The 15,721-nt window shown below is 70.3% G+C and carries 7 protein-coding genes and 1 tRNA gene; 6 read left to right on the top strand and 2 right to left on the bottom strand.

Annotation, left to right across the window (positions count from 1 at the left end; all coding sequences use genetic code 11):
* The first annotated feature begins 116 nt into the window (after positions 1–116).
* Positions 117–809, top strand: a complete 693-nt coding sequence (locus tag AZE13_RS24250) for a DegT/DnrJ/EryC1/StrS family aminotransferase (RefSeq protein ID WP_066935899.1) — start codon at positions 117–119, stop codon at positions 807–809.
* Between the two features lie 81 nt (positions 810–890).
* A tRNA-Thr gene (locus AZE13_RS24245) sits at positions 891–966 on the top strand.
* A gap of 76 nt (positions 967–1,042) precedes the next feature.
* Here AZE13_RS24245 and AZE13_RS24240 read toward each other — a convergent pair.
* Together AZE13_RS24240 and AZE13_RS24235 are read right to left on the bottom strand one after the other, a co-directional pair.
* Positions 1,043–2,104: a YncE family protein gene (locus AZE13_RS24240; protein ID WP_066935896.1), complete on the bottom strand. Its 1,062-nt coding sequence runs from the start codon at positions 2,102–2,104 to the stop codon at positions 1,043–1,045.
* Positions 2,105–2,253: 149 nt separating this feature from the next.
* Entirely contained in the window at positions 2,254–4,893 is a 2,640-nt protein-coding gene (locus tag AZE13_RS24235; protein WP_181690430.1) for a SpoIIE family protein phosphatase, read from the bottom strand.
* 298 nt (positions 4,894–5,191) lie between these two features.
* Here AZE13_RS24235 and AZE13_RS24230 point away from each other — a divergent pair, with 298 nt between their 5' ends.
* The 4 genes from AZE13_RS24230 to AZE13_RS24215 all read left to right on the top strand — a co-directional run bounded on the left by AZE13_RS24230 (position 5,192) and on the right by AZE13_RS24215 (position 15,696).
* Positions 5,192–10,702: a HAMP domain-containing protein gene (locus AZE13_RS24230; RefSeq protein ID WP_079124317.1), complete on the top strand. Its 5,511-nt coding sequence runs from the start codon at positions 5,192–5,194 to the stop codon at positions 10,700–10,702.
* A gap of 255 nt (positions 10,703–10,957) precedes the next feature.
* Positions 10,958–11,620, top strand: a complete 663-nt coding sequence (locus AZE13_RS24225; protein ID WP_066935886.1) for a two-component system response regulator — start codon at positions 10,958–10,960, stop codon at positions 11,618–11,620.
* Positions 11,621–11,737: 117 nt separating this feature from the next.
* Complete coding sequence (locus AZE13_RS24220) at positions 11,738–14,560, top strand: DNA translocase FtsK (protein ID WP_066935939.1); 2,823 nt, start codon at positions 11,738–11,740, stop codon at positions 14,558–14,560.
* A gap of 329 nt (positions 14,561–14,889) precedes the next feature.
* Positions 14,890–15,696 carry a helix-turn-helix domain-containing protein gene (locus AZE13_RS24215; protein WP_066935883.1) on the top strand — a complete coding sequence of 269 codons (807 nt, stop codon included), beginning with the start codon at positions 14,890–14,892 and terminating at the stop codon, positions 15,694–15,696.
* Positions 15,697–15,721: the final 25 nt, after the last annotated feature.

The following is a 15,721-nucleotide window of genomic DNA, read 5'->3' as shown; positions in this document are numbered from 1 at the left end:
AAATTTTCAGCTCTGGTCTCTGAGCCCTTGTGGTTCAGAGACCAGAGCTTTTTTGTTTTGGTCCTCGGGTGGTGGGTGTAACGCGACGTTCATCTCATCTGACCAGGATCCGCGGTATGGGGACACTGGAAACGCTTGAGTTGGCCGGTGTGGGTGCTGGTGACGAGGTCGTGGTGCCGGCGTACGGGAACGCCGAAGTGGCCCGGGCCGTGGTGGCGTTGGGTGTGGTGCCGGTGTTCGCGGACGTGGACGGTGGCAGCTACTGCCTGGACCCGGCCGCGGTCTCGGAAGTGGTGACCGGTCAGACCGTCGCGGTGGTGGCGGTGCACCGGTTCGGACGGCGGGCCGACGTCGGCAGGCTCCGTGAAGTGGGGGAGCGGCACGGCCTGTTGGCGCTGGTGGTGGAGGAGCCCGGGGCGGATCCGGGAGGGACGGAACCGGGGGTGGCGGAGCTGCGGCGGGCGTGTGTGTCGTATCTGGACAGCAGGCTCCGTGGGGTGCGGACGCCGGAGCCGGCGGTGCGGCACACCTACGAGCGGTACGTGGTGCGGGTGCCGGGGAACGGGCGGCCGGACCGGGATGCGTTCGCACGGGCCCTGCGGGCCAAGGGAGTTGCCTGCACAGCGCCGGTGCCGGTGCCGCTGTACCGGATGCCGGAACTGCGGCGGGACGTGTTTCTGCCGGAGACCGAGCGGGCGGCGGACGAGACGCTGGCGTTGCCGGTGTATGCGGGGATGTCACGGCGGGAGCTGCAGAGGATGGTCAGTGCGTGCAATGCGTTGGGGGGATTGCTCCAGCCGGCTCTTTAGCGGCGGGGTGGCGGCTTCTCGGCGGGGCGCTGCCGATTCGTCGTCCGTGGGGAGTTGGGGTAATATTCTTTCTGTCGCTGCGCCCCAATAGCTCAGTCGGCAGAGCGTCTCCATGGTAAGGAGAAGGTCTACGGTTCGATTCCGTATTGGGGCTCCAGAGGGCAGAGGCCCCCGCCGGATGGTGGGGGCCTTTGTCGTATGCGGATGTGGTGTGCCGTCAGGTGCGTATGCCGTCAGGTGTTGGTGTGCGGGGATTCGATATAGGCGAGTCCGTGGGCGCCGGATATGTCGGTGCGGTCGACTTCGAGGGTGGCGACGGCTTGCAGGGTGGTGAGGTCGACGACGGTCACCGTGCTGGCGAGATTTCCCGAGACATAGCCGAAGCGGCCGTCGGGCGACGAGGTGATGGTGAGGGGGAACTCGCCGACCTGTACCTGGCCGAGAGGAGTGAGGGTTTCGGGGGCGAACACGGTGAGGACGCCGGGGAGCTGGGAGCCGAGCGGGCCCCCGGGGGAGGTGTCCGGGCGGAGCTCGCCGACCAGAAGCGTGCCGGTGGTGGTGGCGTGGACCGGCATGATCACACCCTCGGTCGGGAGGATGCGGACGATGCCGTGGGTGGCGGTGTCGATGACGCGTACGCCCGTGGGCGTGGTGGGCGACGTGCTGAAGTCGGCCTTGGGGGCGGCGACGTAGAGGTGCCGGCCGTCGGGAGCGACGGCGAGGCCCTCGCTGCCGGGGACCGGGATGCGGTCGGTGCAGACACCGCGGTCGAGGTCGACGACGGAGACGAACGGGGCTTCCTTGTTGGTGGTGTAGCCGCGCCGTCCGTCGGGGGTGACGGCGAACCAGTGCGGGCCGGGAGCCATGGTCGGGATACGGCCCAGCCGGGCGTGGGTGCGGGTGTCGAGGACGAGGACACCGCCCGGCTCGGTGTCGGTGGCCTCGACGCTGATGTAAAGGCGGGCGCGTGCGCGGTCCAGGGCCAGGCCGTGCGGGGCGTGGTCGGGGCTGGTGTCGAGGGTGGCGACGATGGTGCGGGTGTCGACGTCGATGACGGTGATGGTGTGAGAGCGGCCGGTGTTGGCGTGGTAGAAGCCGGACCGGTAGGTGCTGGCGCAGTACAGCAGCCGGCGGTCCGGGTCGAAGCAGAGTTCGTGCGGCTGCGGGGGGACGGTGAGGACGTCGAGGCGCTCGTGGGTGGTGGCGTCGAAGAAGGTGACGGTGGGTCCGGTCTGGCTGACGACGGCGAGCAGGTCGCCGCGCGTGCCCGTGCGGGCGGTGGTGGCAGGAGTCATGATCCGTATCGTGGGCGGGGATCGCGGGTGACTCCAGTGCACTGTGGGCAGAGGTGCCGTGCGTGGGACGCAAGAGTGCTGATGGCGGCGGGGGAGCGGCCGGTCGGGTGTGAGGCGGCCCACAGGGGCCGGTGGCCGCCGCCCCCAGGTCAGCCGGCCCGGGGCTCGGGGACGCGCATGGCGAGGATGGCCATGTCGTCGGAGGCCGGTTCGGCGGCGAAGCGTTCCACGGCGCGCAGGACGCGGGCGGCGACGGCGCCGGCCGTCAGGCCCGTACAGGTGGTCAGGACGTCGGTGAGGCCGTCGTCGCCGAGCATGCGGGTGCCCTCGCGGCGTTCGGTGACGCCGTCGGTGACGCACAGCAGGACGTCGCCGGGGTCGAGGGTGACGGTCTGTTCGTAGAGTTCGAGGTCGTCCATGACGCCGAGCAGGGGCTGGGGTTCGGCGGCCGGTTCGACCGTGCCGTTCTGGCGCAGGCGGAGCGGCAGGGGGTGGCCGGCGCAGACGACCTTGAGGAGCGCGCTGCCGTCGTCCTGCGGCCACAGTTCGCCGTAGAGGAGGGTCAGGAAGCGGCTGCGGGCGCCTTCGTCGAGGATGGCGGCGTTGAGCCGCTCCAGGACGGCGGGGCCGCCGAAGCCCTCGCGGGCGAGGAGGCGGAGGGCGTGCCGGGCCAGGCCGGTGACGGCCGCGGCCTCCGGGCCCGTACCGCAGACGTCCCCGATGGCGAAGCCGTACGCGCCGTCGCGGATCGGGAAGAGGTCGTAGAAGTCGCCGCCGACCTCGTTGCCCTCGCCTGCCGCGCGGTAGATGACCTCCACCTCGACGCCCGGGACCTCGGGCTGTTCCGGGGGCAGCAGGCTGCGCTGGAGGGACTGGCTGATGGCCGTGCGCTCGGAGTAGAGGCGGGCGTTGTCCAGGGCGAGTGCGGCGCGCCGGGAGAGGTCCTCGGCGAGTTCGAGGATCTCCTGGCGGAAGTGCTCCTCGGTGGGTTTGCCGAGGGTGAGCATGCCGATGACGCGGTTGCGGGCGACGAGCGGGAGGACGACGGTCTCGCCGCCGACGGCCGCGGCGGTGGCGAGGGTGGCTCCGGGGCCGGTGGAGGGCCGGGCGGAGTCGCCCAGGCCCAGGCTGCGCATGGAGGTGCGCAGGGCCGCGTCGTGTGCGGCGTCACCGGGGGCGGTCCAGACGCGGGCGCCGGGGGTGGGGACCGGCTCGGGCGGGTCGACCTTCAGCAGGAGGGTCTTGAGGCCGTCGATGCGGTCCTCGTCCTCGTGCAGGACGTAGGAGAGCTCGGGCTCGGAGGTCTGGTCGGCGACGGTGTAGACGGCGCACCACGTCGCGAGGGTGGGGACGGTCATCTGGGCCATCAGCGCCAGGGTCTGGTCCCGGTCGAGGGTGCCGGCCAGCAGGTCGGAGGCCTCGACGAGGAAGGAGAGGGAGCCGCGGCGCAGCTTCTCCAGCTCGGTCAGGCGGGCGCGTTCGACGGCGAGGGCGATGCGGTCGGCGGCGAACTGGAGCCGCAGGGCCTCTTCGTTCGTGTAGCGGCCGGGGCTCTCCGCGGCGACGCCGAGGGAGCCGGTGAGGCGTCCCTCGACCTTCAGCGGGACGGTGACGACCGAGCGCATGCCCGTACCGCTGAGCAGCGGGACGGCGCCGGGGACGGCGGTGAGGTCCTCGTGGACGGCGGGCATCCGGGCGGAGCCGTAGCGTCCGGTTCCGGCCTCGACGGGGACGCGGGCGAACCGCTGGCGGGCGGAGGGCAGGCCGGTGGAGGCCCGGACCTCCAGCTCGGTCTCGTCATCGGTGGCCAGCAGCAGGTAGGCGGCGTCGCCGTCGAGCATGTCGCGGGCGCGTTCGACCGTGCGCTGGAGCAGGCCGTCGAGGTCGTCGGGGGCCGGGGAGCCGATGAAGACCTCGAAGGGGTCGGCGGGGTGCAGCGCCGACTGGGCGGACGGGGCGGTCTGCGCGGCGGTGTCCGGTGCGGGGGCGCGCGGGGGGCTCTGGAGGATCGCGCGTTCGTGGTCGCGCACCAGGAGGCAGACCGTCGAGGCCTCGCCGTCGGCGTCCCGGACGCGCAGGTGGGAGGCGTAGACGGGGACGACCCGGCCGTCGGCGTCCCGCATGCCGTAGGAGCCCTCCCAGCGGGAGAGCTGGAGCGCCTCGGCGATGCCGGTGCCGGTGCCGGGGGTGTGCGGCCAGGCGGCGAGGTCGGTGAGCGGTTTGCCGACGACCTGCTCGGAGTCGTAGGCGAAGAGCTCCTGGGCGTCCTCGTTCCAGGAGCTGATGCAGCCGCCGCGGTCGATCTGGACCACCGCGACGCGGACGCGGGTGTCGGTGACCGGGAGGGCGTCGACGGGGAGGGCGGGGCCGGCGGAGCGGGTGCCGGCGGGGCGCTCGGGGAGGTCGAGCTGGAACCAGACGTGCTTCTGGGCGGCGGTGTACTCGACGCCCCAGCGGGTGGCCAGTGCGCCGCAGAGGAGGAGTCCGCGGCCGCCCTCGCGGTCCGGGTGGACCATCATCTGGCCGGTGTTCTGGAGCGGAATCTCACGTTCGGGGTAACGGTCGGCAACGGAGATCCGTACCCCGCCGTCGTTGCGCAGACACAGTACGTCGGCCGCGGTGCCGGCGTGCACCACGGCGTTGGTGACCAGCTCGCTGGTCAGGACGACGGCGTCGTCGACGATGTCGGCGCAGCCCCAGCCCTGGAGGGTGTCACGGACGAACGCACGGGCAGTGGCGACCGAGCGCCCCACCGGCTCGAATGTTGCGGTGGCCCGCGCGGTGATCACTGGTCTCCTCATGCGTGTGTCGGTGAACTGCTCCCCCATGGTCGCGGCGCCCTCCGATTACCTGTCGTGCGTGCACCACCGCCCGGGCCCCGTGGCCGGGCGGTGGACAGCCGTATGCCAGGTTACTTACCTTCGCCGCACCCGAGGATGCCGGTCACATGTGTTTCCGCCCCCATCGTGCCGTGGGACGGTATGCGATGCTGCCGAAGTGTTATGGCCTGGTTGGGCCATGGTGAAACACTGGGCAGGCTTCAAGAGAAGGCCCGGGTAGGACGGTCGACCCTGCGGGAGGGACACGGTGGAGTCTGGCGCAGCGGCGCGGGGCGCAAGTACGCGCGCGAAAGGCGGACGATCCCGGAGCAATGGGACGACCGAGGTGGATACGGCTGCGCTGAACCGGCTGTTGGTCGCTCTGGTCGCCATGCGGGACGGGAATTTCCGCAAGCGGCTGACGGTTGCCGGCGACGGTGTGATGTCGGAGATCGCCGCCGTCTTCAACGAGGTCGCGGACCGCAATCTGCATCTGACCGGAGAGCTGGCGCGGGTGCGCCGGGTCGTCGGACGTGAGGGGAAGCTCACCGAGCGGCTGGAGGTCGGCGCCGCCGAAGGCTCCTGGGCCGCGGCCATCGATGCCTCGAACGCCCTCGTCGACGACCTGGTACGGCCGGTGTCCGAGGTGGGACGGGTGCTCTCGGCGGTGTCCGAGGGCGACCTGGAACAGCGGATGGACCTGCGGGTGCGCAGCGCGGACGGCTCGTCGGAGCATCCGCTGCGCGGTGAGTTCCTCAAGGTCGGCCGGACGGTCAACGGGCTGGTCGACCAGCTCTCCGCGTTCACCGACGAGGTCACGCGGGTGGCCAGCGAGGTCGGTACGGAGGGCAAGCTCGGCGGGCAGGCCCGGGTGCGCGGAATGTCCGGTTCGTGGAAGGACCTGACGGAGTCCGTCAACACCATGGCGTCCCGGCTGACGGCCCAGGTGCGTGACATTGCTCTCGTCACCACCGCGGTCGCCAAGGGCGATCTGTCGCGCAAGGTGACGGTGCATGTCGCCGGCGAGATGCTCGAGCTGAAGAACACTGTCAACACGATGGTCGACCAGCTGTCCTCGTTCGCGTCCGAGGTGACCCGGGTCGCCCGTGAGGTCGGTACGGAGGGCGAGCTCGGCGGCCAGGCGCAGGTCCCCGGTGTGGCCGGGGTGTGGAAGGACCTGACGGACTCCGTCAACCTGATGGCCGGCAACCTCACCGCGCAGGTGCGCGGGATCGCCCAGGTCACCACGGCGGTCGCGAACGGCGACCTGTCGCAGAAGGTCACGGTCAGCGCGCGCGGCGAGGTCGCGCAGCTCGCCGACACCATCAACACCATGACCGAGACGCTGCGGACCTTCGCGGACGAAGTGACGCGGGTGGCGAACGAGGTCGGGGCCGAGGGGCAGCTGGGCGGCCAGGCGCAGGTGCCGGGTGCGGCCGGTACGTGGAAGGACCTCACCGACTCGGTGAACAACGCGTTCCGCAACCTGACGGGTCAGGTGCGGGACATCGCGCAGGTGACGACCGCGGTCGCGAACGGTGATCTGTCGCAGAAGGTCACCGTCGATGTGGCCGGCGAGATGCTGGAGTTGAAGAACACCGTCAACACGATGGTGGACCAGCTCTCCTCGTTCGGTGCCGAAGTGACGCGGGTGGCACGGGAGATCGGCGTCGAGGGCGAGCTGGGCGGCCAGGCGGCGGTGCCCGGGGCGGCGGGGACGTGGAAGGACCTCACGGACTCCGTCAACACCGCGTTCCGCAACCTCACCGGTCAGGTGCGCAACATCGCGCAGGTGACGACCGCGGTCGCGAACGGTGATCTGTCGCAGAAGGTCACCGTCGACGTCTCCGGCGAGATGCTCCAGCTGAAGAACACCGTGAACACCATGGTGGACCAGCTGTCCTCGTTCGCCGACCAGGTCACGCGGATGGCCCGGGACGTGGGTACGGAGGGCCGGCTGGGCGGCCAGGCCCGGGTGGACGGCGTCAGCGGTACCTGGAAGGAACTGACCGACTCCGTCAACTTCATGGCGGGGAACCTCACCTCGCAGGTGCGCCAGATCGCCCAGGTGACGACGGCGGTCGCGCGCGGCGACCTGTCGCAGAAGATCGACGTGGACGCGCGCGGCGAGATCCTGGAGCTGAAGAACACCATCAACACGATGGTCGACCAGCTCTCGGCGTTCGCCGAGCAGGTCACCCGGGTCGCCCGCGAGGTCGGTACGGACGGCCGGCTGGGCGGCCAGGCGCAGGTGCCCGGTGTCGCGGGTGTGTGGCGCGATCTGACCGACTCGGTGAACGGCATGGCCGGCAACCTGACGGCCCAGGTCCGCAACATCGCGCAGGTCGCCACGGCGGTCGCGCGCGGCGACCTGTCGCAGAAGATCGACGTGGACGCCCGGGGCGAGATCCTGGAGCTGAAGAACACCCTGAACACCATGGTCGACCAGCTCTCCTCGTTCGCGGAGCAGGTCACCCGGGTCGCGCGTGAGGTGGGCACCGAGGGCATCCTGGGCGGCCAGGCCGAGGTGCAGGGCGTCAGCGGTACGTGGAAGGACCTCACCCAGTCCGTCAACTTCATGGCGAACAACCTGACGTCGCAGGTGCGCAACATCGGCGAGGTGACGACGGCGGTCGCGCGCGGTGACCTCTCCAAGAAGATCACCGTCGACGCCAAGGGCGAGATCCTCGAACTCGTCACGACCGTGAACACCATGGTCGACCAGCTCTCGCTGTTCGCCGAGCAGGTGACGCGGGTCGCCCGTGAGGTGGGCACGGAGGGCCAGCTGGGCGGCCAGGCGCGGGTCCCGGGCGTCACCGGTATCTGGAAGGACCTCAGCGACAACGTCAACCTGATGGCCAACAACCTGACCATCCAGGTGCGGAACATCTCCCAGGTCTCGGCGGCGGTCGCCAACGGCGACCTCACCAAGAAGGTCACGGTGGAGGCGCGCGGCGAGGTCGCGCAGCTCGCCGACACGGTCAACACGATGGTCACCACGCTGTCGTCGTTCGCCGACGAGGTCACGCGAGTGGCCCGCGAGGTGGGCACCGACGGCATCCTGGGCGGTCAGGCCCGCGTTCCCGGCGTCGCCGGTACGTGGAAGGACCTCACCGAGTCCGTGAACTCGATGGCCAACAATCTGACCGGTCAGGTCCGCAACATCGCGATGGTCACCACCGCCATCGCCAAGGGCGACCTGACCAAGAAGATCGACATCGACGCGCGCGGGGAGATCCTGGCGCTGAAGACCACCATCAACACCATGGTCGACCAGCTGTCGTCCTTCGCCGAAGAGGTCACCAGGGTGGCCCGTGAGGTCGGTACGGAAGGCCAGCTGGGCGGTCAGGCGCAGGTGCGCGGGGTGGCCGGCACCTGGCGGGACCTGACCGAGTCGGTGAACGAGATGGCCGGGAACCTGACCCGTCAGGTGCGCGCCATCGCCGCGGTCGCCGCGGCGGTGACCCTCGGCGACCACAACGTACGGATCGATGTGGACGCGGCCGGCGAGATCCTGGAGCTCCAGGACAACGTCAACACGATGATCTCCACGCTCCGCGAGACCACCCTGGCCAACGAGGAACAGGACTGGCTCAAGGGCAACCTGGCCCGGATCTCCGGTCTGATGCAGGGACGGCGCGACCTCAAGGACGTCGCCACGCTCATCATGAGCGAGCTGTCGCCCGCGGTCTCCGCCCAGCACGGCGCCTTCTTCCTCGCGGCGCAGCCGGACAGCCGGGAGATCGGTGCGGACGGCGGCGAGGCGGGCGCGTACGAGCTGCGGCTGATGGGCTCGTACGGCTACTCCATGGGCCAGATGCCGACGGCCTTCAAGCCGGGCGAGACGCTGATCGGTACGGCCGCTGAGGAGGGCCGGACGATCCTGGTGGAGAACGTGCCCTCCGGCTATCTGAAGATCGCTTCCGGCCTGGGCGAGGCGCCGCCGGCGAACATCATCGTGCTGCCGGTGCTCTTCGAGGACAAGGTGCTCGGCGTGATCGAGCTGGCGTCCTTCCAGCCGTTCACCCAGATCCAGAAGGACTTCCTCAGCCAGATCGCCGAGATGATCGCGACGAGTGTCAACACCATCTCCGTCAACACCAAGACCGAGGTGCTGCTCAAGCAGTCGCAGGAGCTGACCGAGCAACTCAAGGAGCGGTCGGGGGAGCTGGAGAGCCGGCAGCGGGCGCTGGAGCTGTCCAACTCGGAGCTGGAGGAGAAGGCCGAGCAGCTGCGGGCGCAGAACCGCGACATCGAGATCAAGAACTCCGAGATCGAGGAGGCGCGGCAGGTCCTGGAGGAGCGCGCCGAGCAGCTCGCGGTCTCCATGCGCTACAAGTCGGAGTTCCTGGCGAACATGTCGCACGAGCTGCGGACGCCGCTGAACTCCCTGCTGATTCTCGCCAAGTTGCTGGCCGACAACGCGGAGGGGAACCTCTCCCCGAAGCAGGTCGAGTTCTCCGAAACGATCCATGGGGCCGGTTCCGACCTGCTGCAGCTGATCAACGACATCCTGGACCTGTCGAAGGTCGAGGCCGGCAAGATGGACGTCAGCCCGACGCGGATCGCGCTGGTCCAGCTCGTCGACTATGTGGAGGCCACGTTCCGGCCGCTGACCGCGGAGAAGGGGCTCGACTTCTCGGTACGGGTCTCCCCGGAGCTGCCGGCCACCCTGCACACCGACGAACAGCGGCTGCTGCAAGTGCTGCGCAACCTGCTGTCCAACGCGGTGAAGTTCACCGACACCGGCGCCGTCGAACTGGTCATCCGGCCGGCCGGGGCGGATGTGCCGGTGGCCATCCGCGAGCAGCTGCTGGAGCACGGCTCGCTGCGTGACCCGAACGCCGACATGATCGCCTTCTCGGTGACCGATACCGGTATCGGCATCGCGTCCAGCAAGATGCGGGTGATCTTCGAGGCCTTCAAGCAGGCGGACGGCACGACCAGCCGCAAGTACGGCGGGACCGGCCTGGGCCTGTCCATCAGCCGGGAGATCGCCCGGCTGCTGGGCGGCGAGATCCACGCCCAGAGCGAGCCCAACCGCGGCTCCACGTTCACGCTCTACCTGCCGCACAACCCGGGCGGGCTGCCGCCGCAGGGCTACCCGCAGCTGGTGGCCGGCGGGCTGGCGATGGACGCGGAGGCGCACGAGACGGAGGCCGGCGGGCAGGAGAGCGAGCAGCCGCACGACCGCCGGACGGGCGGGGGCAGCCTCAGCAGGCGCCGCCGCCGGGCGGGCTCGGGCGACCGGCGCCGCTTCGCACTGCCGGGCCAGCAGCCGTTCGCGCCGCCGCAGCACCAGGTGCCCCAGGAGACGTCCCAGCCGTCCGTCCAGCAGTCCGGGGACGAGCACTGGCTGGGCAACGGCCAGGACCTGGTGGACCCGGGCTTCGAGGGTGGATTCCACGGCGAGAAGGTGCTGATCGTCGACGACGACATCCGCAACGTCTTCGCGCTCACCAGCGTGCTGGAGCAGCACGGCCTGTCGGTGCTCTACGCCGAGAACGGCCGGGAGGGCATCGAGGTGCTGGAGCAGCACGACGACATCGTCCTGGTGTTGATGGACATCATGATGCCGGAGATGGACGGGTACGCGACCACGGCCGCGATCCGCCGGATGCCGCAGTTCGCCGGGCTGCCCATCATCGCGCTGACCGCGAAGGCGATGAAGGGCGACCGGGAGAAGAGCATCGACTCCGGGGCCTCCGACTACGTGACCAAGCCGGTGGACACCGACCATCTGTTGTCGGTCATGCAGCAATGGATGCGGGCGGAGTGACGGGGCGCCAGTATGGGAGCCGAAAGAGGATCATCGCGTGCTGACTGAGTGTGGCCGCGGACGTGTGGAAGCTCCGGATCCGGGGAACCTTCTCGTCTCTGTCTGCGTTTCCGCTACGTGCACAGTGACATCGCGGTGACAGGGTGTGGCGACAGGCGGGGTGCAGCTACCATGACCGGCACAAGGACGGGCGGCGTGACGGAGCCGTCCCCTGGGGCGGCGTCCGGTTCCATGCCGGGGCGAGGAGGACGGGCCATGGTGCAGAAGGCCAAGATCCTCCTGGTCGATGACCGGCCGGAGAATCTGCTGGCGCTGGAGGCGATCCTCTCCGCGCTCGATCAGACACTGGTGCGGGCATCGTCCGGGGAGGAAGCGCTCAAAGCACTGCTCACGGACGATTTCGCGGTCATTCTGCTCGATGTGCAGATGCCGGGGATGGACGGTTTCGAGACCGCCGCGCACATCAAGCGCCGCGAGCGCACCCGTGACATCCCGATCATCTTCCTCACGGCCATCAACCACGGCCCGCACCACACCTTCCGCGGCTACGCGGCCGGGGCGGTGGACTACATCTCCAAGCCGTTCGACCCGTGGGTGCTGCGCGCGAAGGTCTCGGTGTTCGTCGAGCTGTACATGAAGAACTGCCAACTGCGCGAGCAGGCCTCCCTGCTGCGGCTCCAGCTGGAGAGCGGCGGCCGGGCGAGCGCCGACGAGGCGAAGGAGTCCGCGGGGCTGCTCGCCGAGCTCTCCGCGCGGCTGGCCGCGGTCGAGGAGCAGGCCGAAGCGCTCTCCAAACAGCTGAACGAGACCGCGGACGCCGCCGCGGTCGCCACCGCCGCGCATCTGGAACGCAAACTGACCGGCCTGCGCCGGGCCCTGGACGCGCTGGAGCCGGGGACGGGACGCGACACGGGGTGAGCGACCGGGGCGGCCGCGGGCGGGCGGCTGACGCCCCTTCATGACCCGGGTGCGACACGGATGGGTGAAGCCGCGTGCGCTCGTGCCCTGTCAGTGTTCGCCTGTAATCTCGTCGGCATGGCCTCACGTACGTCCGGCAAGGGCACCCAGAGCACGGCGGGACCCTCGAAGCAGCGCGCCGGACGGTCCGGGGGCGCGGCCAAGAAGACCGCCGCGAAGCGGGCGCCCGCGAAACCGCCGGCGAAGAAGCCCGCCGGGAAGGCGCCCGGGAAGGCCGGGGGGAAGCGGGCCCCGGCCAAGAAGGCGGCCGCCAGGCGGCCCGCCCCGCAGCCGGCGCCGTCACCGACCGGCGGCCTCTACCGCCTCGTCCGCGCCTGCTGGCTCGGCCTCGCGCACGCCATCGGGGCGCTGTTCCGCGGGATGGGCCGCGGCGCCAAGAACCTCGACCCGGCGCACCGCAAGGACGGGCTGGCGCTCGGGCTGCTCGGCCTGGCGCTGGTGATCGCGGCCGGTACCTGGTCCAACCTGAGCGGCCCGGTCGGGGACCTCGTCGCGCTGCTGGTGACCGGCGCGTTCGGCCGGCTCGACCTGGTCGTACCGATACTGCTCGGCGGTATCGCGGTACGCCTCATCCGGCACCCCGAGCAGCCGGAGGCCAACGGACGGATCGTCATCGGGCTCTCGGCGCTGGTCGCCGGTGTCCTCGGACAGGTCGCGATGGCCTGCGGATCGCCGGGCCGGAACGACGGCCTCGCCGCTATACAGGACGCCGGCGGCTACCTCGGCTGGGTCGCCTCCAAGCCGCTGATCTTCACCGTCGGACAGACCCTCGCCGTGGCGCTGCTCGCCCTGCTGACGCTCTTCGGGCTGCTGGTGGTCACGGCGACGCCGGTGAACGCCATCCCGCAGCGGCTGCGGGCGCTCGGCGTCCGGCTGGGCGTGATCCACCCCGCGGAGTCCGAGGCGGGCCATGACCGGGCCGGGGGGTACGGGGAGTACGGCGAGTACGCCGACGAGTGGCGCGAGCAGCCGGTCCGCAAGCCGCGCCGCTCCGCCGCCGCGGCGCCGGACGGGCGGGACCCGGACGCCATGGAGGAAGCGGCGCTCGCCAAGCGGCACCGGCCGCGCCGGGGCTCCGCCCAGCCCGCCGCGGACCGGCCGATGGATGCGGTGGACGTCGCCGCCGCGGCGGCCGCCGCGCTGGACGGCGCGGTGCTGCACGGCGTCCAGCCCTCGCCGCTCGTCGCCGGGCTCAGCAGCAGCGTCTCCGGTGAGCGCCGGGACGGCGGCCCCGACGGCAGCCCGGCCGGCACGGCACCGGCCGGCACGGTCCCGCCGGCCCGCGGTGCCGAGACCGGGCCGGCGGCCGCCGCACCCACCTCGTCCGTCCCCGACTTCACCAAGGCCCCGCCCGAGCCGTCCGGTGACCTGCCGCCGCGCGCCGAGCAGCTGCAGCTGTCCGGCGACATCACGTACGCGCTGCCGCCACTGGACCTGCTCTCCCGGGGCGGCCCCGGCAAGACCCGCAGCGCCGCGAACGACGCCATAGTGACCGCGCTGACCACGGTCTTCCAGGAGTTCAAGGTCGACGCCGCGGTCACCGGCTTCACCCGCGGCCCGACGGTCACCCGCTACGAGGTCGAGCTCGGCCCGGCCGTCAAGGTCGAGAAGATCACCGCGCTGGCCAAGAACATCGCCTACGCCGTGGCCAGCCCCGACGTCCGTATCATCAGCCCGATTCCCGGCAAGTCCGCGGTCGGCATCGAGATCCCGAACACCGACCGCGAGATGGTCAACGTCGGCGATGTGCTGCGCCTCGCGGACGCCGCCGAGGACGAGCACCCGATGCTGGTCGCGCTCGGCAAGGACGTCGAGGGCGGCTACGTGATGGCGAACATCGCGAAGATGCCGCACGTCCTCGTCGCCGGTGCCACCGGCTCCGGCAAGTCGTCCTGCATCAACTGCCTGATCACCTCGATCATGATGCGGGCCACGCCGGAGGACGTCCGGATGGTCCTGGTCGACCCCAAGCGGGTGGAGCTGACCGCGTACGAGGGCATTCCGCACCTGATCACGCCGATCATCACCAACCCCAAGCGCGCGGCCGAGGCGCTGCAGTGGGTCGTCCGCGAGATGGATCTGCGCTACGACGACCTGGCCGCGTTCGGGTACCGGCACATCGACGACTTCAACCGGGCCGTGCGCGACGGCAAGCTCACCACCCCCGAGGGCAGTGAGCGGGAGCTGCAGCCGTACCCGTATCTGCTGGTGATCGTGGATGAGCTGGCGGACCTGATGATGGTCGCGCCGCGCGATGTGGAGGACGCGATCGTCCGCATTACCCAGCTCGCCCGCGCCGCCGGTATCCATCTGGTGCTCGCCACCCAGCGCCCGTCCGTCGATGTGGTGACGGGCCTGATCAAGGCCAATGTGCCGTCCCGCCTCGCGTTCGCCACCTCGTCGCTGGCCGACAGCCGGGTCATCCTCGACCAGCCGGGCGCCGAGAAGCTCATCGGCAAGGGTGACGGGCTGTTCCTGCCGATGGGCGCGAACAAGCCGGTGCGTATGCAGGGCGCTTTTGTGACCGAGGACGAGGTCGCGGCCGTCGTCCAGCACTGCAAGGACCAGATGGCGCCGGTCTTCCGCGACGACGTCACCGTGGGCGGTAAGCAGAAGAAGGAGATCGACGAGGACATCGGCGATGACCTCGATCTCCTCTGTCAGGCGGCTGAGCTGGTGGTTTCCACCCAGTTCGGGTCGACGTCGATGCTCCAGCGCAAGCTGCGGGTGGGCTTCGCCAAGGCGGGGCGGCTGATGGACCTGATGGAGTCACGGAACATCGTCGGGCCGAGCGAGGGCTCCAAGGCGCGCGATGTTCTGGTGAAGCCGGATGAATTGGACGGAGTGCTGGCGGTGATCCGGGGGGAGGCTACTGAGTAGCACATACATCCGGATCGCCGATCCGGGGCCGTTCCCCCGGCCTGTTCGCTCCTGGCGGGGCCGGCGCGGTCCCGTCGGCCGGATGTGACTGAGGCCAGTAGGCGGGTACACCCGTCCTATTCACCCGTACGAGCAGATCCCGCAACCATTTCTCCTGTCGATACGTCAAGTTGAGGGAGGTGAGGGGACGATGCTTCATCAGTGGCCCGTACGGCACCCCGCGGGCGTTCCGATGGCGTACAAACCCCGCTCTCCCGCTTGCCCGACCCTTTCGCTCCACCCCTAGACTGAACTTCCAGCAGGTGGCTACACGCTCGAAAGGCGCCCCCGTGTCCATCGGCAACTCCCCCGAAACAGACCGGCCTTCCGTCGGTCGTGCCCTCCAGCAGGCCCGTATCGCGGCGGGACTGACCGTCGAAGAGGTCAGTACGGCGACACGGGTGCGCATCCCCATCGTGCACGCGATCGAGCAGGACGATTTCTCGCGCTGTGGCGGCGACGTCTACGCCCGGGGACACATCAGAACGGTCGCCCGAGCCGTCTCGCTCGACCCCGGGCCGCTGATCGACCGGTTCGATGCCGAGCACGGCGGACGGCCCACCCCGACCGACCTCTCCGCGCCGATCTTCGAGACGGAGCGGATCCGCTCCGAGCCGCGCCGCCCCAACTGGACGGCCGCGATGGTCGCGGCGATCGTCGCCGTGGTCGGTTTCGTCGGCTTCACGCTCTTCTCCGGCGGGGACGGCGGCGACAACGGGCCGATCGTGGCCGGCGGCTCCAACGCGAAGCCGGCACCGGCACCCACCCGCCACCCCTCGACGATCAAGCCTCCGCTGCCCGAGCCCTCCGACAGCGCGGTGGCCGGCCTGCCGAAGGACAAGGTCACGATCAAGGTCACCGCCCGTGACGGACAGAGCTGGGTCTCCGCCAAGGACGGCAGCGGCAAGCTGCTGGAGGACAGCCTCCTCAAGCAGGGCGAATCCAAGACGTTCACCGACAAGCAGCGGATCGACCTGGTGCTCGGCAACGCCCCGGCCGTACAGCTGTACGTCAATGGCAAGGAGGTCAGGGAGATCGGCAAGAAGGGCCCGGTGGAGCGGCTCAGCTATACGCCGGGAGACCCGCAGGCGGGCTGACCGCCGCGGCACGGAAGGCGTCCGC

The sequence above is a fragment of the Streptomyces sp. NBRC 110611 genome, from assembly GCF_001590865.1.
Lineage (GTDB): Bacteria > Actinomycetota > Actinomycetes > Streptomycetales > Streptomycetaceae > Streptomyces.
The sequence above is the reverse complement of the archived record's forward strand: the minus strand, read 5'-3'. Positions and strand labels throughout refer to the sequence as shown.

What these genes read in the sequence shown, in the direction of transcription:
- AZE13_RS24240 (WP_066935896.1), bottom strand. Translation starts at nt 2,104, where the DNA reads ATGACTCCTGCCACCACCGCCCGCACGGGCACGCGCGGCGACCTGCTC.
- AZE13_RS24225 (WP_066935886.1), top strand. Translation starts at nt 10,958, where the DNA reads ATGGTGCAGAAGGCCAAGATCCTCCTGGTCGATGACCGGCCGGAGAAT.
- AZE13_RS24250 (WP_066935899.1), top strand. Translation starts at nt 117, where the DNA reads ATGGGGACACTGGAAACGCTTGAGTTGGCCGGTGTGGGTGCTGGTGAC.
- AZE13_RS24220 (WP_066935939.1), top strand. Translation starts at nt 11,738, where the DNA reads ATGGCCTCACGTACGTCCGGCAAGGGCACCCAGAGCACGGCGGGACCC.